Annotated in this window: 22 protein-coding genes; 12 read left to right on the top strand and 10 right to left on the bottom strand. The window is 49.1% G+C overall.

Features of this window, described 5'->3' with window-relative positions:
• The first annotated feature begins 1 nt into the window (after position 1).
• The 6 genes from AACT35_RS05365 (at position 2) to AACT35_RS05340 (ending at position 8,110) form a co-directional block, all read left to right on the top strand.
• Positions 2 to 367 (top strand): Hpt domain-containing protein, encoded by a 366-nt coding sequence (locus AACT35_RS05365; protein ID WP_012306624.1) that lies wholly within the window; start codon positions 2 to 4, stop codon positions 365 to 367.
• Between the two features lie 96 nt (positions 368 to 463).
• On the top strand, positions 464 to 1,555 hold the full coding sequence (locus AACT35_RS05360) for a Get3/ArsA fold putative tail anchor-mediating ATPase NosAFP (protein WP_099241114.1): 1,092 nt from the start codon (positions 464 to 466) through the stop codon (positions 1,553 to 1,555).
• Between the two features lie 19 nt (positions 1,556 to 1,574).
• A complete protein-coding gene (locus tag AACT35_RS05355; RefSeq protein ID WP_255356001.1) occupies positions 1,575 to 1,709 on the top strand; it encodes a hypothetical protein in 135 nt (44 codons plus the stop codon).
• 234 nt (positions 1,710 to 1,943) lie between these two features.
• A complete protein-coding gene (locus AACT35_RS05350; protein ID WP_254048093.1) occupies positions 1,944 to 3,383 on the top strand; it encodes an isochorismate synthase in 1,440 nt (479 codons plus the stop codon).
• 59 nt (positions 3,384 to 3,442) lie between these two features.
• Positions 3,443 to 7,159 carry a magnesium chelatase subunit H gene (bchH, locus tag AACT35_RS05345; protein WP_099241113.1) on the top strand — a complete coding sequence of 1,239 codons (3,717 nt, stop codon included), beginning with the start codon at positions 3,443 to 3,445 and terminating at the stop codon, positions 7,157 to 7,159.
• Between the two features lie 90 nt (positions 7,160 to 7,249).
• A complete protein-coding gene (locus tag AACT35_RS05340) occupies positions 7,250 to 8,110 on the top strand; it encodes a restriction endonuclease (RefSeq protein WP_099241112.1) in 861 nt (286 codons plus the stop codon).
• Positions 8,111 to 8,155: 45 nt separating this feature from the next.
• Here the strand turns inward: AACT35_RS05340 and AACT35_RS05335 are convergent, their stop codons facing one another.
• Both AACT35_RS05335 and AACT35_RS05330 read right to left on the bottom strand, forming a co-directional pair.
• Positions 8,156 to 8,818, bottom strand: coding sequence for a hypothetical protein (locus AACT35_RS05335; protein WP_216820581.1), 663 nt, complete (start codon positions 8,816 to 8,818; stop codon positions 8,156 to 8,158).
• A gap of 269 nt (positions 8,819 to 9,087) precedes the next feature.
• Entirely contained in the window at positions 9,088 to 10,239 is a 1,152-nt protein-coding gene (locus AACT35_RS05330; protein ID WP_099241111.1) for a beta-ketoacyl-ACP synthase, read from the bottom strand.
• A 138-nt stretch (positions 10,240 to 10,377) separates the two neighbouring features.
• Between AACT35_RS05330 and AACT35_RS05325 the strand changes: the two genes are divergently transcribed.
• The gene (locus AACT35_RS05325; RefSeq protein WP_371410759.1) at positions 10,378 to 11,976 is read left to right on the top strand and encodes a cation:proton antiporter; all 1,599 of its coding nucleotides are present in this window, start codon (positions 10,378 to 10,380) and stop codon (positions 11,974 to 11,976) included.
• Here AACT35_RS05325 and AACT35_RS05320 read toward each other — a convergent pair.
• Positions 11,973 to 12,653 carry a potassium channel family protein gene (locus tag AACT35_RS05320; protein ID WP_030007240.1) on the bottom strand — a complete coding sequence of 227 codons (681 nt, stop codon included), beginning with the start codon at positions 12,651 to 12,653 and terminating at the stop codon, positions 11,973 to 11,975. The two genes, AACT35_RS05325 and AACT35_RS05320, sit on opposite strands and share 4 nt — an antisense overlap.
• A 49-nt stretch (positions 12,654 to 12,702) precedes the next feature.
• On the bottom strand, positions 12,703 to 14,148 hold the full coding sequence (locus AACT35_RS05315; RefSeq protein ID WP_099241109.1) for a RecQ family ATP-dependent DNA helicase: 1,446 nt from the start codon (positions 14,146 to 14,148) through the stop codon (positions 12,703 to 12,705).
• Positions 14,149 to 14,240: 92 nt separating this feature from the next.
• On the opposite strand from AACT35_RS05315, the gene purU reads away from it, so the two are divergent.
• The gene (purU, locus tag AACT35_RS05310; RefSeq protein WP_065710403.1) at positions 14,241 to 15,089 is read left to right on the top strand and encodes a formyltetrahydrofolate deformylase; all 849 of its coding nucleotides are present in this window, start codon (positions 14,241 to 14,243) and stop codon (positions 15,087 to 15,089) included.
• 104 nt (positions 15,090 to 15,193) lie between these two features.
• On the opposite strand, the gene tsaD is transcribed toward purU, so the two are convergent.
• Complete coding sequence (gene tsaD / locus AACT35_RS05305) at positions 15,194 to 16,261, bottom strand: tRNA (adenosine(37)-N6)-threonylcarbamoyltransferase complex transferase subunit TsaD (protein WP_099241108.1); 1,068 nt, start codon at positions 16,259 to 16,261, stop codon at positions 15,194 to 15,196.
• Between the two features lie 155 nt (positions 16,262 to 16,416).
• Between tsaD and AACT35_RS05300 the strand changes: the two genes are divergently transcribed.
• Together AACT35_RS05300 and psaJ are read left to right on the top strand one after the other, a co-directional pair.
• Positions 16,417 to 16,926 carry a photosystem I reaction center subunit III gene (locus AACT35_RS05300; protein WP_030007236.1) on the top strand — a complete coding sequence of 170 codons (510 nt, stop codon included), beginning with the start codon at positions 16,417 to 16,419 and terminating at the stop codon, positions 16,924 to 16,926.
• A 43-nt stretch (positions 16,927 to 16,969) separates the two neighbouring features.
• On the top strand, positions 16,970 to 17,083 hold the full coding sequence (psaJ, locus tag AACT35_RS05295; protein WP_012306636.1) for a photosystem I reaction center subunit IX: 114 nt from the start codon (positions 16,970 to 16,972) through the stop codon (positions 17,081 to 17,083).
• Between the two features lie 358 nt (positions 17,084 to 17,441).
• On the opposite strand, the gene plsY is transcribed toward psaJ, so the two are convergent.
• The 3 genes from plsY to AACT35_RS05280 all read right to left on the bottom strand — a co-directional run bounded on the left by plsY (position 17,442) and on the right by AACT35_RS05280 (position 19,718).
• The gene (plsY, locus tag AACT35_RS05290) at positions 17,442 to 18,089 is read right to left on the bottom strand and encodes a glycerol-3-phosphate 1-O-acyltransferase PlsY (protein WP_012306637.1); all 648 of its coding nucleotides are present in this window, start codon (positions 18,087 to 18,089) and stop codon (positions 17,442 to 17,444) included.
• A gap of 37 nt (positions 18,090 to 18,126) precedes the next feature.
• Positions 18,127 to 19,251 (bottom strand): DUF3086 domain-containing protein, encoded by a 1,125-nt coding sequence (locus AACT35_RS05285; RefSeq protein ID WP_099241107.1) that lies wholly within the window; start codon positions 19,249 to 19,251, stop codon positions 18,127 to 18,129.
• 62 nt (positions 19,252 to 19,313) lie between these two features.
• Positions 19,314 to 19,718 (bottom strand): DUF3119 family protein, encoded by a 405-nt coding sequence (locus AACT35_RS05280; RefSeq protein WP_099241106.1) that lies wholly within the window; start codon positions 19,716 to 19,718, stop codon positions 19,314 to 19,316.
• Positions 19,719 to 19,903: 185 nt separating this feature from the next.
• Here AACT35_RS05280 and AACT35_RS05275 point away from each other — a divergent pair, with 185 nt between their 5' ends.
• On the top strand, positions 19,904 to 23,044 hold the full coding sequence (locus AACT35_RS05275; RefSeq protein ID WP_099241105.1) for an efflux RND transporter permease subunit: 3,141 nt from the start codon (positions 19,904 to 19,906) through the stop codon (positions 23,042 to 23,044).
• A 34-nt stretch (positions 23,045 to 23,078) separates the two neighbouring features.
• On the top strand, positions 23,079 to 23,702 hold the full coding sequence (locus tag AACT35_RS05270) for a GerMN domain-containing protein (protein ID WP_173867265.1): 624 nt from the start codon (positions 23,079 to 23,081) through the stop codon (positions 23,700 to 23,702).
• Positions 23,703 to 23,714: 12 nt separating this feature from the next.
• Here AACT35_RS05270 and AACT35_RS05265 read toward each other — a convergent pair whose 3' ends face one another.
• Entirely contained in the window at positions 23,715 to 25,013 is a 1,299-nt protein-coding gene (locus AACT35_RS05265; protein ID WP_099241103.1) for an FHA domain-containing protein, read from the bottom strand.
• A 255-nt stretch (positions 25,014 to 25,268) separates the two neighbouring features.
• A complete protein-coding gene (locus AACT35_RS05260; RefSeq protein ID WP_254048091.1) occupies positions 25,269 to 26,432 on the bottom strand; it encodes a reverse transcriptase domain-containing protein in 1,164 nt (387 codons plus the stop codon).
• Positions 26,433 to 26,485 lie beyond the last annotated feature (53 nt).

Here is a 26,485-nt window from a genome sequence, read left to right as displayed (position 1 = left end):
TATGGCCTCTTCATCCGCTGCCGACGAAGTCAATTTAGAACAATTAGCTGAGATGGTCAGCTATGACTTAGCAACATTGCAAGACCTCGTTGAAACTTTTTTAGGAGATACGCCCCTACTGATTGCGGCGATGCAGACGGGTTACGAACAACACAATCAGGCGGAGCTTGTGCGCAATGCCCACACCCTCAAATCCAGTAGTCGGCTATTTCAAATGGAGCAATTTGCTCGCCAATGCCAGGCCCTAGAGGGGGCAGCCCATGCCGAAGATTGGCCTCTCGTGGCAACTCTCTTACAGCAGCTAGGGCAAGACTATCAGGCGATCGCCGCTGCTCTAACTATTAAACTGACCCAATTAATGGCTTAGGCGGAGTCCTAGCACTAATTCAAAATAGCCTCGCAAGATAATCCAGCAGAATCGCTACAATTTTTGTTAGATCATCGTTTTGTGCAATGGAGAACTATGGCTTTTATTTTGACATTCCTTGGTAAAGGTGGGGTCGGTCGTTCCACTGTGGCGATCGCCGCCGCGAAAAAATATGCCCAAGCAGGTAAGCGGGTTTTACTCATCGGCCAAGATCCAAGCCCCGCCTGGGGGATCGCCCTGGGGATGTCACCGAGTTTTAGTCCCGTTAACCTTGAAAATAACCTCGATGCCGTGCAGATCATGGCCACTGCTGCCCTCGAATCCGGCTGGGAGCAGGTCAAAGCATTAGAAGCAAAATATCTGCGATCGCCCACCCTAAAGAATGTCTATGGTCAGGAATTAGGAATTTTGCCGGGGATGGACAGCGCCGTAATCCTCAAGGAAATTTGGGACTACGACAAAAGCGGCCAGTACGATGTGATTATTTTTGACGGCGATGGCGACCTCAATACCCTACGACTGTTAGGCACTCCCGAAATTTTAAGCTGGTACATCCGCCGCTTCCGGGAAGTGTTCCAAGCCTCTGACCTGGGTCGTGCCGTTTCACCTTTTATTCAACCCGTGACCAGCGCCATTTTAAATGTTTCCTGGACGTTTGATAACTTTGCCGCTGAACCCACCCAAGAGGCAAACCAAGTCCTCGATGAAGGCAAAAAAGCGATGGCGGATCCCAACCGTTTCGCCGCATACCTCGTCACCGATGCCAGTGCTGGGGCGATCGCCAAAGCGAAATATCTCTGGGGCAGTGCCCAGCAGGTGAATGTGACCGTTGGTGGTGTCATCGTCAATCGTAGCGATGCAGACATCGGCCCTGAATTTGAACCCCTGATGAATACCGCCCTACCCACAGTAGAGGCTGATCATTGGGACGACCTCATTTCCCATCTGCCTGACTTTAGCCAAGCGGCCCAGGCTCCTCGGCCCCTGATCATCGATACCGCTGCCCGTCAGGTGAAAGTATTCCTCCCCACCTTTGACAAAAAACAGGTTAAGCTCACCCAATATGGCCCCGAAATCACCATCGAAGCAGGGGATCAACGGCGTAATATTCTGCTGCCGCCTCCCCTCAAAGGTGCTCCTGTAAAAGGGGCAAAATTCCAAAATCAATATCTAATTATTTCTCTGTAACTGCTTGGGAGAGAGTCCCTTGCAAGAAATTGCTGATGGCGAAAACAACCGCTCCAGAAACCATACTGGAGCAATCTTTTGGAAAGCACAAAATGAAAGAATGCCCAATAAATCAAGAAAAAACTTAAGAAAAAGTAAAAAATGTCTAAAATAGGGGACTTTTTCCGGAAAGCACGGCCAAATCAAGCCCGGAACCTATGAAGTTAGTCTGCGTTTCGTTACCATACATAAAATAAGCTTGAGGTCTTGATTGTAAAATTCTGGAGTGGTAGCCCGCTACAGCCGAATGGTCACTGGGAAGACATCATTGCTGGCCTGAGTGACTGCACCATCGACTGATTGCACATCTTTGTTTTTCGTTGTCCATCGTCCTAGAGGGATCTGAATTGTGGGAAAAACGCTTTGGCGCGATCGCCTAGAGCCGGATCAAAGTCACGGTTCGGCATTGGGGGAGGGAATGGGAACTTCCTGCCAACGGCGTCAACTGTCCCCATCAACCTGGCAACAATGGCTCACCCAAAGAACCCCCGCACCATCTGGGGAGATTGTCAGCGAAATCACTAAAATTCCAGCGGTAGATAACCTGGTGGTGCTCCGGGCCATTGAACAAATTCTGCCCAGTCCCCTCAATCACTTCTATTGGGAAAATCGCCAACAGCAACGGGCGATCCTCAACTTTGGCACCCTAAGCGAATTAGTTCCCCAGGGAGAGGATCGTTTTCGCCAAGCCCAGCAATTTATCACCCATTGGCAACCGAGAATTCAGCGCAATATCAACATTCCGATTCCTTACTTTTCCTGTGGGTTCACGTTTTTTAGTGCCCAAACCCCCGAAGCGCCTTTTCCGCCTGGTTTAGTCACCATTCCTAGACTGCAACTGGTGCAACACCAACGGGATTATTTTTTAGTGCTCAATGGCGATCGCCAACAGCGTACTCTCTTACGCCAAATCGCCCAACAATTGCGCCAGTTTCTCGCGACTCTGCCCCAGGAACTTGTCCCCTCCCTAGGGATTCGGGGCACTGTCTGCACCGCCTCAACGGGATTTACCCAGGCTGTCCGGCGAGCCCTCCGCCTCATTGACCAAGGTAAACTCAGTAAAATCGTTCTGGCCCATGCCCTCGATGTCACGGCCAATCAAGCTTTTGATGTGGTGCATGCCCTGGATAATCTGCGCGATCGCCACCCGGACTGTTGTGTTTTTTCCCTCCGTAATCAGCGGGGTGACACATTTATCGGCGCAAGTCCAGAACGTTTGTTAGCGGTACAACAGGGACAATTGGTGACCGATGCCCTCGCCGGATCTGCCCCCCGGGGGGAATCTTTGCTCACAGATCAGCGCCTCGCCAAAAGCCTACTCCACAGTGAAAAGGAACAACGGGAACACCAAGCCGTGGCAGATTTTCTACTAGGACAACTCCAGAGCCTTGGTCTCGATCCCCAGGCGGCTCCCCGTAAGCTCCTTAAACTTTCTAATATTCAGCACCTCTGGACACCGATTCATGCAATCCTACCGCCGCAAATTCACCCCCTAGAGGTAGTGGCCCATTTACATCCGACACCAGCAGTGGCCGGCGTCCCCAGGGCGATCGCCTGTGCAGAAATTCGCCAAGCAGAAACCTTTGACCGCACCCTTTATGCCGCCCCTATCGGTTGGCTCGATAGTCAGGACAATAGTGAATTTATCGTGGCGATTCGGTCGGCTTTGATTCGGGGCAACCATGCGCGACTCTACGGTGGGGCGGGGATTGTCGCCGGTTCCCAGCCGGAACGGGAATATGCCGAAGTCCAGTTAAAATTGACCTCCCTTTTGGAAGCCCTGACCTGAACTTTCCCCCAGAAAAAGTTGCTAAGATCGCAGTGTAACGGAAAGTAAAGGCCGCTCCCATGAAGCGCATTGTAATCATCACCGGGTTTGAAGCGTTTAATGCCAGCTTGTATCGGGATGCTGCCCAAAAGGCGATCGCCCGTTGTCCTAACCTAGAAGTCTTGACCTTTAATGACCGGGATTTGGCTAGCCAACCAGAGGCCGTGGCCCAAGCTTTACAGGGGGCTGATGTTTTTTTCGCCAGTCTGATTTTTGACTATGACCAGGTGATTTGGCTGCGGGAACGGATCGAAAATATTCCGGTACGCTTAGTTTTTGAGTCGGCGTTAGAACTTATGGCCCTGACTCGGTTGGGCAAGTTTGTCATTGGCGAGCAACCCAAGGGAATGCCGAAACCGATTAAATTTATCCTGAGCAAATTTACCAATAGCAAGGAAGAAGATAAGCTCGCTGGCTACCTAAGTTTCCTCAAGACCGGGCCGAAGCTGCTGAAATATATTCCCGCGAAAAAAGTTCAGGATCTGCGCAATTGGCTGATTATCTACGGTTACTGGAACGCCGGCGGGACGGATAATGTGGCGGCCATGTGTTGGGCGATCGCCGAAAATTACTTGGGTTTAAATATTGGAGAATTGCCCGCTGTGGTGGAAACGCCGAATTTGGGCCTGCTCCATCCCGACCATGATGGCTATTTTCTCAGTCCCCAGGCTTATCTCGATTGGCATCGCCACACCTTTCCGGAGCAAAAATTAAACCCCGTCGTTGCCGTCCTCCTCTACCGTAAACACGTTGTCACCAAGCAGCCTTACATTCCCCAACTGATTCGCAAATTTGAAGCCGACGGGTTAGTGCCCCTGCCGATTTTTATCAATGGTGTCGAAGCCCATGTAATCGTCCGGGATTGGCTGACCACCGACTATGAACAGCATCAAAGGCTCCATGGCCAGGTGGACATTAAATCTCTCAAAGCCGATGCGGTTAGGGTTGAAGGCATTGTTTCGACGATTGGGTTTCCCCTGGTGGGTGGCCCTGCCGGTTCCATGGAAGCAGGGCGGCAAGTGGAAGTGGCCAAAAGTATCCTCACCGCGAAAAATATTCCCTACCTCGTTGCGGCTCCCTTGTTAATCCAAGACCTCCATTCCTGGACGAGGCAAGGGATTGGCGGCCTCCAAAGCGTGGTGCTCTATGCTCTGCCAGAACTGGATGGGGCGATTGATACGATTCCCCTCGGAGGACTGGTGGGCGAGGATATTTACCTGATCCCTGAACGGGTGAAACGGCTCACGGGACGACTAAAAAATTGGATTCGCCTGAAAAATACCGCCCCAGGCGATCGCCAATTGGCCATTTTGCTCTACGGCTTTCCGCCAGGCTACGGGGCGACGGGCACAGCGGCCTTGTTAAACGTCCCCAAAAGTTTGGTCAATCTTCTCAAAACGCTCCAGGCTCAGGGTTACGATGTGGGAGATTTTCCGGAAGATGGGGAAGAAATTATTCGTTTGGTGAAAGCTGCTGACGAAGCCTACCGCCTTGATCCCGCCTTGGCACCCCAGCAGACCCTGGAAAATATCGATCTCAAAACCATGGATTGTTGGTTGGGTTATCTTCTGACCCAGAAAATTGAAAAACAGTGGCAGAGTTTAACCAATACGGGTCTGAAAACCTTTGGGGGCAAATGTCAGGTGGGAGGCGTCCAGTTCGAGAAGGTGTGGATCGGCGTGCAGCCGCCCCTGGGTATTTCTGGTGACCCGATGCGGTTGATGTTCGAGAAAGATCTAACGCCCCATCCCCAGTATGCTGCTTTTTATAAATGGCTCCAAAATGAGTTCCGCGCCGATGCTCTGATTCACTTCGGGATGCATGGCACAGTGGAATGGCTGCCCGGTTCGCCCCTGGGAAATACCAGTTATTCTTGGTCGGATATTTTGTTGGGAAATCTGCCAAATTTATATATCTACGCGGCGAATAATCCTTCGGAGTCGATTTTGGCGAAGCGGCGCGGCTATGGCACCCTGATTTCTCACAATGTACCTCCCTATGGTCGGGCCGGTTTATACAAAGAACTGTTGGTGCTGCGGGATTTGATTGGGGAATACCGCGAAGATCCAGAGAAAAATGACGCTCTCCGCCCGGATATTATTCAAAAAATTATTGATCTGGGCCTGCCGGAAGATTGTCCATTTACAGTAGGCCAGGAGCAGGGGATCGAGTTTACGGTCGAAAATGCCCCCTTATTCAGCAAAACGGCTCTCCAAAACTATTTCGTCCAAATCTATGAATACCTACAAACCCTAGAACAACGGCTGTTTTCCTCTGGTCTCCATGTCCTGGGGGAAAAACCCAGCCCCGAAATTATCCAAAGTTATCTTACGGCCTATTTTGGCGATCGCCTTTCGGAAAATATTCTTACCAAGGTGGCCCAGGGAGAGCCTGAAATTACCTGCGATCAACCGGAACTCCTGGCAGAAGCACGGGAAATTGGCGATCGCCTTTTACAAACGGACGACGAAATCACGAACTTGCTCAAGGGTTTAAACGGCGAATATATTCCCCCGGCCCCTGGGGGCGATCTGCTGCGGGATGGCCTGGGAGTTTTGCCCACCGGACGCAATATCCATGCCCTCGATCCCTACCGGATGCCTTCCCCGGCGGCCTATGCTCGCGGTCGGGAAATTGGCAAAAAAATTATCCAGCAACACCTTGAGGAAACGGGCAATTATCCAGAAACGGTGGCGGTGATGCTCTGGGGTTTGGATGCCATTAAAACAAAGGGAGAATCCTTGGGGATTCTGCTGGAATTGGTGGGGGCAAAACCCATCAAGGAAGGGACGGGGCGCATCGTCCGCTATGAATTATTGCCCCTGGCAGTCGTCGGCCATCCCCGCATCGATATTTTGGCGAATCTGTCGGGCATTTTCCGGGATAGCTTTGTCAACATCATTGAACTACTGGACGATCTATTCCACCGGGCCGCCACCGTAGACGAAGATCCTGCGCAAAATTTTATCCGCAAGCACAGTCTCGAACTCCAGGCCGAAGGAGTCGAAAATACCACCGCCCGCCTCTTCTCCAATCCTGCTGGGGATTTTGGCTCTCTAGTTAATGATCAAATCGTCGAAGGCAACTGGGACAACAGCGACGAACTGGCGAAAACCTGGGAAGGCCGCAATCAATACAGTTATGGTCGCAATGATAAGGGTCAGGCACGCCCAGAGGTCTTGAAAAAATTACTCCAAACAGGCGATCGCCTGGTGCAGGAAATTGACTCGGTGGAATATGGCCTGACAGATATCCAGGAATATTACGCCAATACAGGGGGTCTGAAAAAAGCGGCGGAAAATGCCAGCGGTAAAACCGTTACAGCCAGCTTTGTGGAAAGTTTCTCGAAGGACACAACGCCCCGAAAATTAGAATCGGTGCTGCGCATGGAATATCGCTCTAAGCTGCTCAACCCCAAGTGGGCTGAGGCAATGGCCGATCAGGGGTCTGGGGGAGCCTATGAAATTTCCCAGCGAATGACAGCTTTAATCGGTTGGGGTGGTACAGTCGATTTCCAGGATCAATGGGTCTATGACCAAGCCGCAGAGACCTATGCCCTCGATGCAACGATGGCGCAAAAATTGCGAAATGCGAACCTCGAAGCTTTTCGGAATATTGTCGGGCGGATGTTGGAAGCCCATGGGCGCGGTTTCTGGGAAGCTTCCGATGAAAAACTACAAAAACTGAGTGATCTTTATGACCTTACGGACGATGTTTTAGAAGGAATTACAACTTAATTAGGACAAGATTCCAAAGATTTGTAAGAAGCTTAATCCCTTAAGATTTAGGGTGTTGATCATGGATATAGAAATTAGCACACGCTTTTTATGAATCATTCAGCTCCCCCAGTACCTACTTTTGATGCTTTGCTGGTTCCTACTGTTCAAGCTCTGCAAACATTAGGAGGCTCTGGCACCATTGAAGAAATTTATGAACAGGTCATCCAGTTATTAAATCTGCCAGATCAGATTCTTGAAATTATTCATGGAAACACATCCCAGAGTGAAGTCGAATATAGACTGGCATGGAGTCGGACTTATCTAAAAAAATATGGTCTTTTAGAAAATTCAGCACGGGGCGTTTGGTCTTTAACCTCAACGACGATCAACCCCGACAACCTCGATCCTAGGGAAGTTGTTAGGTTTGTTCGAGAGTTAGACAAGAAGAATAAAGCCTCGATAGATTTACCAAACCAATCAACTGAAACTACGGAAAATTTAGATGAAAGCACTTGGCATCAACAGCTTCACGAAATTCTTTTGTCATTAGACCCCGCCGCCTTCGAGCGATTAGCTCAACGGTTGCTGCGTGAGTCTGGTTTTATTCAGGTACAAGTTACAGGTAAATCAGGGGATGGGGGAATTGATGGGGTCGGCATTGCAAGAATTAATGGATTTCTGAGTTTTCATGTACTCTTTCAATGCAAGCGCTATCAAGGCTCAGTGACGGCAAGTCAAATTCGAGATTTCCGAGGCGCAATGCAAGGGAGAACTGATAAAGGCTTGATGATCACAACAGGAACTTTTACGCGAGATGCAATCAAAGAAGCAACTCGCGATGGTGCACCGCCCATTGATTTAATAGATGGTGAGCAGTTAGTTCAACGACTTAAAGAACTTGGCCTAGGGGTCAAAATAAATTTGATTGAGTCAGTCGATGTTGATGCTGAATGGTTTACTAAAATCTAGTTCAAGAGCTAGAAATTCATCCATGTTTTAGTTCACTAATTTTATTTAATTCTGCTGCTGGAAATCACGCCATGGTTCGAAAATCTGCCCTAAAGAATCTTCAAACAGTTCCTGGGAAGAAATTGTTTCCCAAGGCTCTTTTAAAATACCCTGATCTTTGTAGGGATCTTGATCTAAACAATAGGCAATTAATTCGCTACAAATCCAAGCATCTGCTTTATTTAAAAGTTGAGCAATTTGCTTTTCCAACTGACCCTGAGATAATCGATTGAGAAAATGACCGAGCATTGTGCCAGCCGCCGCATGGGCCGCAATTAAACGCAGATCATATTCACTATTGAGTTCTTGTTCCGCACGGTTAATCAAGTTCGTTGCAATATCTTCACTGAGACCTCTTGGTTTTCTGAAGAAAATGTCGCACTGTTCATCGTCAAAATATTTACTTAAATTCGATCTTTGTACTCCTGATTGTGCATGGGCTTCAATGCACTCATCGGCTCCCGTCACAATCAAGGTATGGGTCGTGATAATATCACTCATCCTGCCAAGGCCTGTAAAGTAGGCAATGCCTCTGGAAACGAAGTTTGAGTCGTTGTAGGTAAAACCAATGTACCCTCGATTATAGTTGTCTCCGTACTTTGGAGTCCGGTTTTGTTTCTTAATGCTACTAGGCGTTTTGTTTTGTGATTTGTTAGGTTGTGCTGACATCTTATTAATTGTCTCCTGAAAAGATGAAAACTTTGTTTCAGTTAGCGAAATGAGAAGCAAGTTATAGTTGGTCTAAATTTTGTTCTTGCCGCGCGAAAAAAAATCTCGTTTCAGATTTTGAGTGTCCTCTTCCATAGATTAGCGCTTTATTTTTTTAACTTATTCCTATAGCAAAAAATCTTGAGGATAAATCAAGTGATTATGTTTATTCTTTTTCTGATTGTAAACTGTCTAAAATGAGAAATTATTGAGTTTGAATGTAGTGGCTTTTAGCTGTGTTTTAATTCATGAAAGCGTTGTAGGGCGATCGCCCCATTTTGGCCACCAAACCCAAAGCTGAAACAGAGGGTATTCTGGAGTGGAGTATTTTGGGCTTTTGTAACAAAATTCAAGTCAAATTCTGATTGTTCTAAGCCTACACAGGGAAAAAGCCGTTGCTCCCGCAACATTAACAGTGAGAACGCAACTCCCAAAGCTCCCGATGCACCCAGGGTGTGGCCCGTTGCCCCCTTACTGCCACTGACAAAAGGACGGTGGGGAAATAGCATTTCGATCATCGTTGCTTCGGCCTGGTCATTAAGCTGCGTGCTGGTGCCGTGGGGATGAATGTGATCTATATTTTCGGGTTCCAGGCCAGCCCGCTCTAAACATTGGGCGATCGCCTTCATTGCGACCTGATAATTACCTTGGGGCGCGCTCATGTGGTGGGCATCACAGGTAAAACTCCAGCCGAGGATTTCGCCGTAGATTTTGGCGTTTCGTTGCTGGGCCGATTCTAGGGTTTCGAGCAGAAAAATTGCTCCCCCTTCTCCCAAAACCAAGCCTTCCCGCCGCTGGTCAAAGGGAAAACAACCCGTCGTCGCCAAAGCCCCCATTTTCTGGAACCCTGTAATGCTTAAAGGTGTGACGGGAGATTCCACTGCTCCGGCTAACACCTGTGGGCGATCGCCCCGTTGCAAAAGTTCAAAGCCCTGGGCGATCGCCCATAATCCGGTGGTACAAGCGCCCATCGGTGCTAAAACTGGCCCTTGGGAGCCAACTTGCTGGGCCGTGGCGATCGCCAATTGGTTGGGTAAATAAGTTAACCAATTCTCTAATCCTCTCTGATGTCCTTGTTGGTCGTCGTACCGCAGCTTTTCCCACTGCCCCTGAAAGCCCCGACTAGAGCCGATCACAATCCCACAATGTTCTAAAGGCGGTTCTAGGCCAGCATCTACTAAGGTCGCCTCAACGAGCGATCGCCGCAGAATTTCTAAATCCACAGGCGCTTTCCCCAACATTGCCACCGGAATAACGGGTAAATCCCGAAACGGTTGCCGCAATTGGATCGCGCTTTCTCCCCGTTGTAATTTTTGCCAAGCCTGGTGGCGATCGCCCAAGGCACAGCGTAAACCCAGGCCCGTTATCACTACCCGCACCATATCAATATCCCGTCACTAAGCATCAAAAATTTTGCGTCAGCCTGTCGATTTCTGGCGATCGCCGTTACCGTAGGATGTTGCAACCGATTATTCTCACCAAGGAAACTTACCACCGTGCCCAATCCTCCCCTGATCATTGTGCGCCACATCTTCCTGTTCGGACAAGCGGTTTCTTTGCCGGCCGATGCCTTTACCGGATTGGTGAATACTTTAATTTTGTTGCTGTTGGTGGCGACGGTCGTGGCACTGGTGACCCGCTGGCTGAGGATTCCCTACGTGATTGGTCTGGTGTTGGCAGGGTTGTTGATCCCCAAACAAATTCTCTCCGATGCCATTGGCCTAAATCCTGAGGTTATTCTCAATTTATTCTTGCCGATTCTAATTTTTGAGGCGGCGATCAATACCGATATCAGTCGTTTGCGGAGCACCATTAAACCAATCGCCCTTTTAGCAGGGCCTGGTGTGCTTTTGGCGGCGACGATCACTGCTTTTTTCCTGAAGGTCAGCTTAGATTTAGCTTGGCTAACGGCCTGTGCGGTGGGCGTTATTCTCACAATTACAGATACAGTGTCGGTGATTGCGGCGTTTCGGACGGTGCCAGTACCGGGGCGACTGGCGACCATTGTGGAAGGGGAAAGTTTGTTTAACGATGGGATTGCCCTTGTTCTGCTAAATATCGTGACCACCATTCATCTGCAAGGTTCGTTTAGCGTTGGGGAAGGGGTTGAACAAATTTTAATTGCCTTTGTGGGGGGTGGCTTGCTGGGCCTGGGTCTGGGTTATTTGTGCATTGGCCTGTTCCGGCAATTGGATGATCCCCTCAGTAATATTTTGTTGACGGTGGCGGTCTCCCTGGGTACGTTTCAAATTGGTCAGGCCTTGGGAGTTTCTAGTGCGATCGCCGTGTTGATCGCGGGACTTTTGATCGGCAACGTGGCGCTGCGAGAATGCTCCGGCTCCGTGACAATTACGCTCCTGAATTTCTGGGAATATGCGGGATTTGGGGTGAATACCTTCATTTTTCTGTTTGTGGGGATTGAGGTCGCCCCTTTATCGTTGTTACAGACAATTCCGGCAGCTTTACTGGCGGTGGTGGCCTATCAAGTGGGGCGAATTTGTTCGACTTATCCTCTGCTGTCGGTGCTGAAGTTTTTCGACCGCCCCCTCCCTCTCCGCTGGCAGCACGTACTCATTTTCGGTAATGTGAAAGGCTCTTTGTCCATGGCCCTCGCCCTCGGCTTGCCTTTAACCCTCCAAGGGCGATCGCAGGTGATTACCCTCGTGTTTAGTACCGTCTTGGTTTCCCTGATTGGCCAAGGTTTGAGCTTGCCTTGGTTCGTGAAAAAGCTCCAACTCGCCAAGCCTTCCCCCGTCCGCCAACACCTCGAAAATTTGCAACTTAATCTAATCGCCGCCAAATCCGCCCAGGAGGAACTAAAGGAACTGTTGCAGAGTGGCAGTCTACCAAAATTTCTCTATGAAGAACTCTTTGCCAGCTACCAGGCCCGCATTGCCAACGCCGAGGAAGAGTTACGGGGGCTTTATAATCAACGCCTCACCCAAAAACTGAGCCAGTTTGAAAACCAAGCTTATCTAGAAGGGTTGCGCCATCGCCTCTTTCTCGCGGAAAAAAGTGCTATTAACGAAGCGATTCTCAAGGGCTTAATTAGTGATGAGACGGCCCGGCCCTATTTACAGGAGTTGAACCAAAAAATTCTCGCCTTGCGGGATCCCTAAACGACACACAACCCCATAAAGTCCACCAACTGATGTACCAGTTCTGGTTTGGTGACAGCCAAAATTGTCGAACCGCTCTCTAGGAGGGTGCTGCCATTGGGAATTTGTAATTCTTCGTGGGGGTGCGCTTGGTAGCCGATTACTAATGTCCCGGCAGGAAAGCGATGATCCTGGGCTAATTCCGCGACGCTCCGGCCAACAATGGCGCAATTTTCAGGAATCGAGAGCTTTAAAACTTCGATTTGTCCCTGTTCAAAGTGCATCATTGCATCGACTTCAGGATATTCAATGGCATTAACCACACGATTGAGGGCCAGTTCTGTGGTGCTGATAATGTGGGTGGCTCCGGCCAGTTTATAGGGTTCAATAAAGTCGCGATCGCGCATCCGAACAATGATTTGCGGCACACCATAGTGTTTGCAGAGAGTCACCAAGGCGAGATTGAGGGCATCGTCCCGGAGCGTGGCAATGACGGCGTTGGCTTTGCGGATGCCAGCTTCGATGAGGACACTGGTTTTAACGGCACTTCCTTCAAAGGCCATGACACCAATTTTTTCGCGGGCATCCTGACAAGCGGCGGCATCGGTATCAATGATCGCGACGGTGTGGTTCATCCGCTGGAGGGTTTTGGCGAGATCTCGTCCCATCATCCCGGCACCACCGATTAAAACGTACATGGGGTTTCTCCTTGGTAACTGGAAAAAAGGCGATCGCCTTTTGCCTTGATCATGAAGAGTTCTGACAGCGATCGCAATGGCCACAGCGGAAGTCTTTGGCCTGGTCATGGAAACCAAAACTGTCGATTAAAAATTGCCAGCGGCAGGTTTTTTGTTGCCAAAAGGTTTGTAGCTGGCGAACGGCGTGGATTTGTTGCTGTCTCAGAATCGTGAAGGCTTTCGGGTCTAAGGTTGGCTGGCGTTCGTAGGTAAACGGATCCCGCCAGCGGAGTTGCCCGGTGCTGTGTAAAATCCCTAGGCTTAATTCTGCTTGGTGATCGAGTTCTAAAAGGCTGCCCTGGAGAGGAAGGGTCTGGGCCAATTTTGCGGCGTGGCGGATCTGCTTTTGGAGATTTTGTTGAAAAAAGCGCGTGCGATTTTTATCCTCCGGGTTTAAAAGGCCCGTGGGTTCACTGACCAAACTTAGGGCTGTGCTTTTTTTGCCATCGCGGCCGGCGCGACCAATTTCCTGGAGATATTCCGCCAGCAGACTGGGGGGATGGTAGTGAAGAATCCAGCGCACATCAGCTTTATCAATGCCCATCCCAAAGGCATTAGTACAAACGACAAATTGCAAGCGCCCCGTTTGCCAATCTTTTTCCTGTTGGCGGCGATCGCCTGGACTAAGACCCGCATGGTAGGCCGCTGTCTGATAATTTTGTTGCCCCAGGGTCATAGCTAAAGTTTCCGCCTCCCGCCGCGACCGGACGTAAATCAACCCCGACGCCTTGGCATTGGTTTGTAGCAATCGGTGCAACTGGTCTCGTTTGCCCTTGGGACTCCAAACGGTGCGGCTCGCTAACTGTAAATTGGGGCGATAGGGACTCTCGACAAATTTTTTGGGACTCTTGAGCTGGAGGGTTTGGCTGATGCTCTTCTGGGCTTGGGGATCAGCGGTGGCCGTAAAAGCGGCGATCGCCATTTTCGTGCCCTTGGGTTTGTGGCGCAGTAAGGCGGGACGCACAACCCCTAAGCGTCGGTAGGCCGGACGAAAAGTATCTCCCCACTGCACCAGACAATGGGCTTCATCGAGGATTAAACCATTCACCTTTAGCTGGGGTTGAATCAAAATTTCCCAAACCGGGGGACTTAAAAGGGTTTCTGGCGATAGATACAGCAAGCGCAACTGATTTTTTGCCACCGCTTGCAGGGTTTGCCGCCGCTCTAATTTTGATAACTGACTGTGGAGGAGTCGGGCCGGGAGGCGTTTTGCCTGGAGAGTTTGCACCTGATTTTCCATGAGGGCCACCAGAGGAGAAACCACCAGGGTCAGGCCCGTTTGTAAAATAGCCGGCAGTTGAAAACAAATGGATTTGCCGCCACCGGTGGGCATGATAATCAAAGCATCCTGTCCGGCGAGTAAACTGCGGATAATCTGATCCTGGGGTGGCCGAAAGTCATCGTAGCCCCAAATTTGTTGGAAGGTGTGCTGTACCTGCACCCAAGTCTGTGTCATTTTTTCGTGAGATTCTCGCTACACCGTTCATTTTCAAGGCGAAACCCGTACAATAATGGAGTTTTGCGAACCTTTAAGAATCTAAAAAAGCAATGCCCACTGCTACTCTGCTAGTGTCCTGTCCGGATCAACAAGGTCTGGTTGCGAAAATTGCCAACTTTATCTATGCCAACGGCGGCAATATTATCCACGCCGATCAACATACGGATCTTAGCGTTGGTTTATTTCTGACGCGCATCGAGTGGGAGCTAGACGGATTCAACCTGCCACGGGAGGTCATTGAACCGGCCTTTGGGGCGATCGCCAAACCGTTGGGGGCGACCTACAGCTTACATTTTTCTGACCAGGTTCCCCGGCTAGCCATTTGGGTCACAAAACAGGATCACTGTTTGCTGGATCTCCTCTGGCGACAACAAGCTAAAGAACTCAAGGCAGAAATTCCCCTGATTATTAGCAATCACCAGGAACTAGAGGCGATCGCCCAACAATTTAAGATTGATTTTCACCATATCCCGATCACCAAGGCAACCAAAGCAGAACAAGAAGCGAAACAACTGGCCCTATTACAGGAATACAACATCGATCTGGTGATCCTCGCCAAATATATGCAGGTGCTTAGTCCAGATTTTCTCGGCCAGTTTAACCAGGTGATCAATATCCACCATTCCTTTTTGCCAGCCTTTGCGGGGGCGAAACCCTACCACCGCGCCTACGACCGAGGTGTAAAAATCATTGGTGCCACGGCCCACTACGTCACCCAGGATCTCGACGAAGGGCCGATTATCGAGCAGGATGTGGTGCGGGTCAGTCACCGGGATGACGTGAAAGATCTAATTCGCAAAGGCAAAGATTTAGAACGTATTGTTTTATCTCGCGCCGTCCGCCTCCATCTGCAAAATCGCGTTTTGGTCTACGGTAACCGCACCGCCGTCTTCGCCTAAAAATCCTCCCTTAAGGGAGGTGGTCGATAGACCGGAGGGTGTATGTCCCTTGAGGGAGGTACCGAAGGCGGAGGGTGTATGTCCCTGGAGGGAGGTGGCGCAGCTTAAGATTTCCCCTTAAGGGAAACTAGAGGGGTGTATAGGGTTTGCACCTGGGTAATCGGCAACCGGGAGGCCACGGGCAAATCTAACCGGGAGCGATCGCCTTTTTGGAAATGTTCCGCCGCCGCACAGGCAATCATCGCCGCATTATCCGTACAGAACTTGAGGGGCGGGAAATAAACCCGAATTCCTGATTCCGCTGCCGCTGCCGTCAAAATTTCTCGTAAACCACTGTTTGCTGCCACACCACCACCGACCACAATGGTTTGCAGTTGGCGATCGCCCGCACAACGCACCGCCCGTTTTGTCAGAGCTTGGGCGACAGTGTACTGGAAACTTGCGGCAATATCTTCTACTGGGATGTCCTTACCCGCCGCTTCAAACTGCTGCACTAGGCGTAAAACCGCCGTTTTCAGGCCGCTAAAACTACAGTCGTAGGGATGGTAGCCCCCGCCGGGTAAAGAAATTCTCCCTTCTGGCAACTTAAAGGCCTGGGGATCTCCTGCTTTAGCCAGACGATCAATCACTGGCCCCCCCGGATAACCCACCTTCAGCAACCGTGCCACCTTATCAAAGGCTTCTCCAGCCGCATCATCACGGGTTTCCCCTAACAGTTCATATTCCCCACAACCGCGCACCTCAATGAAGCTCGTGTGCCCCCCAGAAACCAAGAGACAGAGAAAAGGCGGTTCTAACTCCGGTTGACTGAGGTAGCTGGCATAAATGTGTCCCTCTAGGTGATGAACGCCAATAAAAGGCTTGTTATGCACCATCGCTAACGTTTTTCCGGCGGCGGCCCCCACCAACAAAGCCCCCACTAAGCCCGGCGCACAGGTCGTGGCGATCGCCTCAATTTCAGACCAGTCTAACCCCGACTGCTCAAAGGCCGTGTCAATACAAGCATTGATACTTTCTAAATGGTGCCGCGATGCTACCTCTGGCACAACGCCGCCAAATTCCCGATGAATGTCGATTTGTGAAGCAACCACATTGCCAAGAACTTTACGATTATTAACAATTGCAACGGCAGTTTCATCACAACTTGTTTCGATTGCTAAAACAATGCTCATATATCGGTATAACTTAGATTTAAGTTAACAACTTTAACCTTTTTTGCCTTTACTCGATACGCTGGTCACAGTAATATTGCTTCCAAAGTACAAATGGATTGGCGTATCTTTTGTACAAAAAACTTAATTATTTTGTAACAAAAGGAAACAAACTTATGCAACGTTTCGTAGCTGTTGTTTGCGCCTTTGCTCTCTCTTTAACTTTGTGGCTGGGTTTCGCTTCCCCCGTGAAAGCAGATTCTTTGTCTCACTTAACCCCCTGTAGTGAGTCCGCCGCTTATAAACAAAGAGCAAAGAACTTCCGCAACACCACCGCAGACCCGAACTCCGGTCAAAACCGTGCCGCTGCTTACTCTGAAGCCCTCTGTGGCCCCGAAGGTTTGCCCCACCTCATCGTGGACGGCCGTCTTGATCATGCCGGTGAATTTTTAATTCCAAGTATTCTCTTTCTCTACATTGCTGGTTGGATCGGCTGGGCTGGTCGCGCTTATCTGATCGCAGTCCGTGATGAAAAAGATGCGGCAATGCAAGAAGTCATCATCAATGTCCCCCGGGCGTTTAGTTTGATGTTGGCTGGTTTTGCTTGGCCTTTGGCTGCTCTGAAAGAATTTACTTCCGGTGAGCTAGTCGTGAAGGATGCGGATGTCCCCATCTCTCCTCGCTAGGTTTTCATTTTTAAGTATTTATCATTCTTTTTGGAGTAAATAAATGGATAAGTTCTTATCTTCTGCGCCGGTGTTGTTGACCGCAATGATGGTTTTTACGGCTGGACTATTAATTGAGTTCAACCGTTTCTTCCCTGATCTTTTATTCCACCCATAGGTTTAAATAAAACATCACTGGGATTTTGGTTTTAATAATCTAATAAAACAACAGCACTGGGAATAGTCTCAGTGCTTTTTTAATTGGTTCGACTTGATTTTTTTACTTTGTAGCGGCAGAAAGGCAATCAAGGAAATTGACCCGAATCGGATTAGGAAAAAGCTATTATCTTAACTCTTTTGTGAAAAGATTATGCCCATAAACAAAGACTACAAAACCTTGAAATCATCAAATATTTTACCTTTTCAATAAAGCGACACCTTCACAAATTAGACCGGAAAAGTTAATCAAAAACGCAGACAACCCTTTCCCGATCTCCGCAAACAGAGTTTGATTTTTTGGGCATTAATTTCAAAATTTAGTTTGTCGCTTTGGCCCCAATTTTAGGTTCGGTACCAGCGATAATTCTTTGGATATTACTGCGATGGCGCACAATGACGTAAATACCAGCGATCGCCCCAAAGAGAATGTAAGGGAGGGGCTGCTGTAAAACAATCATCAAAAGCATCACGGCGATCGCCCCACTGATCGAACTCAGGGAAACGATTTGGGTTAAAGTGATTGCCGCCGCAAAGGTAACGATAGTTCCCAGGGCCACCCAAGGAGCCATGATCAAAAGGACGCCGATGCTGGTAGCAACGGATTTGCCGCCGTTAAAGCCAATGAAAATCGATTTGCTGTGGCCCAAGACAGCGGCGATCGCCACAGCCATGGTGAGCCAGTATTGGTCATAGTTGGCAGGAAAGGCAATCCATTCAGGGTGGGTATAAAGCAGCTTAAAAAATAAGATCGCCGCAACGCCCTTGAGTGCATCGAAAAGCAACACCGTGATCCCCGCTTTTTTACCGAGGGTTCTGAGGACGTTGGTCGCCCCTGTGGAACGGGAACCATAATCGCGGATATCAATTCCCTTGAGCCACTTGCCAGCTAGGTAGCCCGTGGGAATAGCGCCCAATAAATAGGCCACTCCGATGCAAAAGGGGGCGATCGCCAACGAAAGATTCATAACCCATTACTCCGATGCAGGAAACACGTGCGAAAACTTAGAAAAAGTAAGAAGAATCGGACTGGGGTTCCGGCGCAAATGCAAGCCACAACGGGTATTGCAGCAACGACAGATTAATATTGTCCTCAGCCTCATCAATAATGATTAGCGGTAGTCTATCATCTTCTACGAGCCGATCCGCCTTTTGGACGAGGGCATCGGGACTTTCAAATAAAATGACCCCAGAGTTTGGCCCAAAGTCACTGCGGGAGATGCCTAAACAGTCCTGTAGGCCCCGCCGCCATTCACCGAGTCGTTCTGGCGTATTCGCCAAAATCAAGGCCCGGAGGCGATCGCCATAGAGACTATAGAGCACCGATAAACTGGCCGAAGCCACAAGAATATTTTGCAGACGGCTACCCATACTCCGGATTGCGCCCCGTCCGCCTTGGTCAAAGAACCATTTCTTCACCCGTTCGCTATGGATTGGCTCGAAGGTGCGGCGCAGTTGCCAAGGGGGGCCATAGTAGTCCGGCGACATCCGGTATTGATCCAGCATTTCCTGGATTCGACGCGCCTTAGCTGCAAAACTTTGCTCCGAAAACTGGGGTGGAGTTAATTTTTGAGGAGGAGGCTCCGGGGTCGGTACTGGTGACGGTGCCGCAGACCAATCTTGATCAAAGCTGGGTAAGTCTAACTGCTCGGCGGCGATCGCCAAATCCTGCAAGCTCCCGATGAGATAGTCTTTAAACCCTTGTACCCGCACGGCAATTTCTTGGGACGTACCCGCAAAGGTGGTGCGCATTTCCTCACGGATTTTGTCCCGGCGTCGTTCCAATTGGGCAACAGATTTTTGCAGACTTGCCTGTCTGTCTTCGAGGGTTTGGAGTCCTGTGGCCATCAACCGTTCTAGTTGAGCTTGGAGATCTCCCGTTTCCGTTTGTAAGAGGGCCGCTTTTTCTGCCTTCAGTGCGGCAATCTCTGCCAGAAGCGCTGCTTTCTCTGCCTGTAATTTTTCTAAGTCCGTGCTGTCTGTCGTGGTCTCTGGGGTCTGGTCTGGCGCAGGAGTTGAAGCACTGGCATCAGTCTCGGTACCACTCGCTTCAGAGGGCAAATTTAATGGTTCTTTAGGAGTGGGTTGCAGATCTAATTTGGGTCGGTCTTGTTGGGGGTCTGAACTCATAAAAGTTTGTCCTTAGGGGCAACGGGTGACAACGCAGGGGAAAGCGTCATTAATGAAGGGTGTTAGTCTTGGCGGGGGCAGCGCGCTTCGAGAACCTGCTGGAGGGTGCGGGGGTCAAAAATAATCGGTAAAAAATGAATGCTATTGATTTCTTTAAAGTAAAACAGGATGGGAACCCTTGTCCAAAAGATGCGCCAATTTTGCCATTCGCGATAGGGGAAACGCCGAATGCGATCGCCGCTGCGATAAACATCTAAATCCGTGGCGGTGAATTCTAGTCGCAGGGTTACTGCTTGAAAAAGTAAAAATAGACCAAATAAAGAGGCGATCGCCCCCACCCAAATTTGCCAGAGGGCCAGGGGAACCCCACTAATAATCAGCACCAGGGGAATGTTATAGCTAGGCCGTAATTCCACCGTTGGCGGCAGTTGATCGCTGAGCTGAGGGGACGGAGAAGCAGAAGTCATTGCTTGCTGTGGGGGTTTTAGGGTGAGCAGGGGTGAATTCCAATTTTAACGCCAAGCCTTTCCCCATTAAAGATTTTCTGATTTGAAGCACAAAAACAAAGAATTTGACGCGAAACCCAGAAAATTACCGGCCTTTCTGGAAAAAAACTCTTACGATAGGGAGATGCTTTTCTCAGATTCTCCCAATGTTTTCTAAGCTCTTCATCAAGAAGCCTATTTTTGCCCTGGTTTGTGGTGTGATCATTTTACTGGTCGGTCTCATTACGATTCCCAGCCTCCCGGTTGCCCAGTTTCCCCAAATTAGTCCCACCCAAATCAGCATCACCGCCAGCTACACCGGGGCCAGTGCTGAAGTGGTAGAGCAAACCGTTACCAATATCCTTGAAGCAGAACTCAACGGGATCGAAGGTCTCAGATATCTTTCCTCCACCAGTAGTAACGACGGTCTGAGCACCATTGTGGCCACCTTTGATGCGAGTCGTAATGAAGACCTGGCCGCCGTCGATATCCAAAACCGACTTGCCGCCGTCACCTCACAACTGCCCGCAGAAGTTCAGCGAAACGGAGTCCGGGTGGCGAAAAGCAGCAATAATATTGTCCTTGGGGTCGGTTTGTACTCCGAGGCGGGCGAATATGACGATGTCTTTCTCAGTAACTATGCCGATAATTATCTGCTCGATGCCCTCCGCAAACTAGAGGGGGTCGGTAATGTCCAAATTTTTGGGGAACGTCGCTATGCGATGCGGGTCTGGCTTGATCCCAATCGTCTGGCGGCCCGTCGTCTCATCCCCCAGGACGTAGTCGCCGCAATCCAAGAACAAAATCGCCTGGTGGGGGCTGGACAGTTGGGCCAATCCCCTGCCCCCGCCGGACAACAGTATCAGTTTGACTTAGAAATTCAAGGGGGACGCCTGGGAACAGTGTCAGAGTTTGAAGAACTGGTTCTCAAGGTTGATGAGCAGGGTCAGATTATTAAACTGCGGGATGTGGGCCGCGTTGAGCTGGGAGCGGAGAGCTACAACACAACTGTCCGCTACCGGGGCAACCAGGCTGTCGGGATTGGGATCTTCCAGCGGCCGGGGAGTAATGCCCTGGATGTGGCAAATCGCGTCATTGCGGAGATGGAAGTCCTTTCGGAACAGTTTCCGCCTGGGTTGGATTATCGGATTGCTTTTAATACGACCGACTATGTGGCGGCATCGATGCGGGAAGTGGTGATCACCCTCATCACGGCGATCGCCTTAGTGATTTTTGTGATTTTCCTTTTTCTCCAAGATTGGCGCACAACCCTCGTGCCGACCTTGACGATTCCCATTGCCTTGATTGGGACGTTTATTTTCATTAAACTCTTCAATTTTTCGATTAACAGTCTGACCCTCTTTGGTTTGACCCTCGCGACGGGTCTAGTGGTCGATGATGCGATTGTGGTCGTCGAAGACATTGCCCGGCTCATCCACGAGAAAGGCATGGCCCCAAAACAGGCGGCGATCGCCGCGATGCAAGAGTTGACCGGGGCCGTTATTGCCACCTCCTTAGTGCTGATGGCTGTGTTTATTCCGGTGGCTTTTTTCCCAGGGACAACAGGAGCTTTGTATCAGCAGTTTGCCCTCACCATTGCCTTCTCTATCGCGATTTCAACCTTTATCGCCCTGAGCTTAACACCTTCCCTCGCTGGGGTTTTGTTGCGCGATCGCCCCGAACCTACCAATGCTTTGGGAAAAGTCTTTAACCAATTCAATCGCTTTCAAAATTGGCTCCGTCGCCGCTACCAAAAAATTCTTTTCCAACTGACCCGCATGAAATATGTCGTGGTGAGTCTTTTTACTGTTCTGCTGGTGATAACCGCCTGGCTTTACCAAATTGTCCCCGGCGCCTTTGTGCCCGAAGAAGACCAGGGTTACATCATCACCCTTGTCCAGGCCCCCCAGGGGGTTTCAATGCAGTTCACCGATGCTGTGATGGCGCAGGTCGAAGCAGAACTCCTCAAAATCCCCGAAATTGATGGCACCTTTGCCATTAGTGGCTTTAGTTTTGGGGGCGGTAGTCAAGCCAATTCTGGTGTTATTTTTTGTCCCCTGAAACCCTGGTCAGAGCGGACTCGACCCGAACAAACAGCCCAAGGGATCATTGGTCGCCTATTTCCGACCTTTGCGCAAATTACTGAAGCCCGTGTCTTTCCTGTGAATCCGCCGCCGATTCAGGGTCTCAGTAACTTTGGTGGTTTCCAGTTCCAACTCCAAGACCGCAGTGGACGCGCTGCCATCCAGGATTTGGTGGGAGCCATGGGACAACTGCTAGGCGCTGCGAACCAAGACCCCGCCCTCCAAGGGGTGTTTAGTACCTATGCCGCCAATAATCCCAAGTATGACCTTGAGATTAAACGGGATTTTGCAAAGGCGAAAAATATCAATATTGCCCAGGTTTATGGCACCTTACAAACGGCCTTTGGGTCTACCTATGTCAATGACTTTGATTTAGGTCAGGATAATTATCGGGTCTATGTTCAGATGGATGGCCTATTTCGGGATAATCCAGCGGATATTGGTCAGGTTTATACCCGCTCCGACACAGGCGAAATGGTTTCCCTGGGGCAGTTATTCACCGTCACACCCGGATCTGGGGCGCAAACCATTAACCACTACAATCTGTTGCGTTCCATTGAAATTAATGGTTCTGCGGCTCCGGGGGTCAGTTCTGGTGAAGCCTTACAAACGATGGAACGCATCGCCCAGCAAACGTTACCCCGCAGTTTTGGTTATGAGTGGGCGGGTACAGCCTTAGAGGAAATTGAGTCTGGCGGCCAAGCACCGATTATCTTTGGTTTGGGGCTGGTCTTTGTCTTTTTGGTTCTAGCTGCGCAATACGAAAATTTTTTGGATCCGGCGATTATTTTACTTTCGGTACCGTTAGCGATCTGTGGTGCTTTGACGGCATTGGTGCTTAGGGGCTTCCCTAACGATGTGTATTGCCAGGTGGGGCTGGTGATGTTGATTGGTTTGGCGAGTAAAAATGCGATCTTGATTGTGGAATTTGCAAACCATTTGCGTGGCGAAGGGCTATCGATTACCAAAGCCGCCATTGAGGCCGCGCGGGAACGACTCCGACCAATTTTGATGACAGCAATTTCGACCTTATCGGGGATCTTTCCCTTAACATTGGCAACGGGGGCCGGGGCCGCCAGTCGTCAGTCTTTGGGGACGACGGTCTTTGGGGGAATGCTAGTGGCGACTTTGTTGAGTTTGTTTGTGGTGCCGATTTTGTATATTTTGGTGACTTACCTGAGTGAATCTTTATTGGGTCACCGACTGTCAAAGGATGAGGTATAGGATTTTGCTCTGTAAGTTTGCAATGGTAAAACAAATGATCTGGACACGACGCGTTTGGCAAGGGTTGGGTACAGTGGCCTTGGCGATCGCCTTCACGACCGCTTGCACCGAGGTTCCCAATGGAGATAATCAGCCCCCGGTGGTGAATGAACAGCCTCCTGCTGAGAATAATCAGCCCCCAGAAGGCGAAGATCCCACCGACAATAATCCAGATTCAAATCCTGGGGAAACGACGCCCCAGCCGACGGTTTATTGGCTTAAAGATGAAGGCGATCGCCTGGCTTTGGCTCCCGTCGAAGTGACCCCCAGCGCAGAAACCCCCACAGGCCAACTGGAAAGCCTCTTTACCCAATTGCTCACAGAAACCCCAGAGGATGACCTCAGTAGCACAATTCCCCCCGGTACCGAACTGTTAAGCCTGATTATCCAAGGGGATGGTATCGTGGTGAATCTGTCCGAAGAGTTTCAGTTTGGCGGCGGCAGTGCCTCGATGATTGGTCGCGTTGCCCAGGTGCTCTATACGGCCACTAGCCTTGATCCCACCGCCGGAGTGTGGTTCCAAATCGAAGGGGAACCTTTGGAAGTGTTGGGGGGCGAGGGGCTAGAAATTGCTCAACCCATGACCCGCGACAGTTTCACAACAGACTTTGATCTTTAATTAGCCTCTGAATTAGCCCATTTCAAAGATGAGGCTGACCTTTTCGCCCCGGCCAAAATCGAGGCGATCGCCGTTTTGCAGCAGATGTTTTTCCTTAGGTTCCAACAAAACGCCATTGAGGTAAGTGCCGTTGGAACTCCCCACATCCAGGATGTAATACTCAAAACCATTGTCACTCCACAAATTTGCGTGGAGCCGGGAGACAACATCGCTATTGGGCAACGGCGATAAATCAACTTCCGGCGGATATTGGGGATTTGGTTTGCCAATGTGGACAATGGAAACTTTCGGGATCGCCAGTACCGTATCCGTTTGCACATGGCGAAATTGGGGTTGGGGTAGCTGTAGGGTCGTCGCCCCGGCATCAGTAGGTGCTGGCTCTGGTGGTACGACTGTCCCAGGGAGTAACCCCATCTCTGTTTGTACGTCCTGGTAGGCCCGTTTAATGAGATGGGTCGCCACCGTTTGAATACCGGTATGGGTAAAGTAATTGGTGGTTTGATCCAAAAAAGCAGCCACTAAATCAAGATTGTCGTCGGCAAATTCAATAAATCGCCCCAACTGACTGAATACAGAGCTACGGGACGCACCAGTTTTCGCGATCCAGTTTTGCATCCAGCCCCGCACAGCCTCGAAATTTTCGCTTAAAAAGCCCAGCTTGGAAGCGGTATCTTCCCCAGGTAGAGCCGAACCAAGTACCGTATAACCGCTATTATTTTGCACTTCGGTTTGATCGACCTGGCCAATGATGCTGTGGACTTTTTCGAGGAAATCCGGCCCCAGGGGTAAAAGGCCATCAACACAAACGAGGGTTCCCATGCGCACCAGGGCGGCACCCCGATAGTTTTCTTGGAGGGCCTGGGCGAGAACCTGGGGGTTTGCCTGGGGGAGACCGTTTAGTTTGCAGTAGGCGATCGCCTCAACGGAAATTTTCAGCACGAGATCGATGGTTTGGCTGGTGTCGGCCTTGGGGGTCAATTTACTGAGAAAGCCCAAAAGACCGATTTTTTCGCCAATTTTGTCGGCGAGGGCAGCAGTCCCCAGGGCAGCGTCAGCCCGATCGACGGTTTGGTACAGAAAAACCGCACTCTGGTAACCGTTTTTTGGGTCATCGTAGAGGGCGATCGCCTTGTCCCGAATTCGTTGCAATACCTCTGGATTGGTCTCTTGGGTAATTTGGCGGATTGCATCGTCAAATCCCCGAAAATTTATCCATTCCCCTGGAAATAGGGTATCGAGAGCCGTCAAAACTTTTGTGGTGATGTTGTTTTCCGGCAGATTATCAACAAGGGTGACAATGGATTTGGCCATGACGCTCAGCTTCTCCAGGATGGCAGAGGGTTTTGTTGCCCATCGTAGCACCCTATTTGACGACGGTTCACAGTGGTGAATAAAAGATTATTAAGGCGATCGCCTGTCCCTCATTCCAGTAATAATTTTTCGGCGATCATAATAAAAAAACTCTTCCATTTAAGGGTACTTCGTTAATTGCCCTTTTGGGTGTTTTCAAAGGCTGAAACAACGAGGATACGTTGAAATTGGAGATTTAAATTTTTCGAGGTTCCCTTAAGTTGATTGACTATCTGGTTCCTCTTTTGCTTGAATAACATTTTTCTTGTATTCCTCGTAAAGTTCACTATATTTATCCAAAAACTTTCGAGTTATCGGATCGCTTTCTCCTCGAACATTCTTCAGAAATTCTATTTTTCCTCGTATTGCTTCAATAAAAGATGATTTTTTCTTTCGTCTTAGTGTGGGAGTTTTTGCATATTTTTCCAAATAAACTTGACTCGCCTCTTCTAGTCCAAATTTTTCCCATGCATATAAAGCGGCCCGTAAATTCCGGATATATTTTCTATCGACATTTAATTTTTCATTGACGATCAAACCAGTAACTTGCTGTTTTTGGTGAGGATACAAAAGTCGAACTTTCTTCTGATTTATAGTGAAGCCATTTTTTGTAAAAATATATTCAAGCTCGTTATTGAGAAGAATTGGATAGTTTTCTGTGACTAGCTCTAGATTTTTGATCAGAGATTTTAGAGACTCTAAATACTCTGAAGAGAAAGTTATATCATCGGCATATCTTGTATAGTAAAGTCTATTTTTTTGAGCAAAATATTGTAATTCCCTATCCAGCTGTTGACAAATTAGATTCGATAATATTGGAGAGGATGGTGCACCTTGAGGTAACTTATTTTCATGACAACATAGATTTGCAATCGTTGTTGCGACTTCTTTAGGTAAAGAAAATGGTTTTGCAATAAATAAACCTCTAACGCGACCGAGATTGATAGAACCAAAAAAATCTCGAATATCTAAATTGAGGATAAATTCTTTTCGACGATGAGATTTCGCATTAGTAATTATACTTTTTTCAACGACATAACCATGCACACAAGATTTTGGTTCGTATATTGAATATAAAATTTGACTAATTTTAGTTTGAATAATTTTCAAAGATTTATTTGGGACACAAATTTTTCGAGTTCCCTTTGATTTCTTTTGAACCTGAAAAGTCTGATATCGAGTAACAGAGTTGATTGTCTTGAGAGAATGATAAATAAGTTGAGGATAAGAAATTTCTAGAAGCTTAGCTAAGTCTCTATTATTGAGGACTTTGAGAAAATCTTGTTGAAGATCATCAGTTCTTCCCTCTAGAGATATCGTCTTCTGATTCCTCATGACAACACATATAATTTTGATTGTTTGAGAATAAAAAGCACTCAATTAGAATATTCTACTTTCCGGCATATCACAGTGTACTTGATATTACAAGTGAT

It is taken from the genome of Synechococcus sp. BDU 130192 (genome assembly GCF_963876085.1).
Taxonomy (GTDB): domain Bacteria; phylum Cyanobacteriota; class Cyanobacteriia; order Cyanobacteriales; family MRBY01; genus MRBY01.
This window is presented reverse-complemented; position numbering and strand designations above follow the sequence as displayed.

Bases quoted from the DNA above. Each gene is read 5' to 3' on its own strand.
- AACT35_RS05365 (WP_012306624.1), top strand. From the start codon at position 2: ATGGCCTCTTCATCCGCTGCCGACGAAGTCAATTTAGAACAATTAGCT.
- AACT35_RS05360 (WP_099241114.1), top strand. From the start codon at position 464: ATGGCTTTTATTTTGACATTCCTTGGTAAAGGTGGGGTCGGTCGTTCC.
- bchH (WP_099241113.1), top strand. From the start codon at position 3,443: ATGAAGCGCATTGTAATCATCACCGGGTTTGAAGCGTTTAATGCCAGC.
- AACT35_RS05340 (WP_099241112.1), top strand. From the start codon at position 7,250: ATGAATCATTCAGCTCCCCCAGTACCTACTTTTGATGCTTTGCTGGTT.
- AACT35_RS05335 (WP_216820581.1), bottom strand. From the start codon at position 8,818: ATGTCAGCACAACCTAACAAATCACAAAACAAAACGCCTAGTAGCATT.
- AACT35_RS05330 (WP_099241111.1), bottom strand. From the start codon at position 10,239: ATGGTGCGGGTAGTGATAACGGGCCTGGGTTTACGCTGTGCCTTGGGC.
- AACT35_RS05320 (WP_030007240.1), bottom strand. From the start codon at position 12,653: ATGTACGTTTTAATCGGTGGTGCCGGGATGATGGGACGAGATCTCGCC.
- AACT35_RS05315 (WP_099241109.1), bottom strand. From the start codon at position 14,148: ATGACACAGACTTGGGTGCAGGTACAGCACACCTTCCAACAAATTTGG.
- purU (WP_065710403.1), top strand. From the start codon at position 14,241: ATGCCCACTGCTACTCTGCTAGTGTCCTGTCCGGATCAACAAGGTCTG.
- tsaD (WP_099241108.1), bottom strand. From the start codon at position 16,261: ATGAGCATTGTTTTAGCAATCGAAACAAGTTGTGATGAAACTGCCGTT.
- AACT35_RS05300 (WP_030007236.1), top strand. From the start codon at position 16,417: ATGCAACGTTTCGTAGCTGTTGTTTGCGCCTTTGCTCTCTCTTTAACT.
- psaJ (WP_012306636.1), top strand. From the start codon at position 16,970: ATGGATAAGTTCTTATCTTCTGCGCCGGTGTTGTTGACCGCAATGATG.
- plsY (WP_012306637.1), bottom strand. From the start codon at position 18,089: ATGAATCTTTCGTTGGCGATCGCCCCCTTTTGCATCGGAGTGGCCTAT.
- AACT35_RS05285 (WP_099241107.1), bottom strand. From the start codon at position 19,251: ATGAGTTCAGACCCCCAACAAGACCGACCCAAATTAGATCTGCAACCC.
- AACT35_RS05280 (WP_099241106.1), bottom strand. From the start codon at position 19,718: ATGACTTCTGCTTCTCCGTCCCCTCAGCTCAGCGATCAACTGCCGCCA.
- AACT35_RS05275 (WP_099241105.1), top strand. From the start codon at position 19,904: ATGTTTTCTAAGCTCTTCATCAAGAAGCCTATTTTTGCCCTGGTTTGT.
- AACT35_RS05270 (WP_173867265.1), top strand. From the start codon at position 23,079: ATGATCTGGACACGACGCGTTTGGCAAGGGTTGGGTACAGTGGCCTTG.
- AACT35_RS05265 (WP_099241103.1), bottom strand. From the start codon at position 25,013: ATGGCCAAATCCATTGTCACCCTTGTTGATAATCTGCCGGAAAACAAC.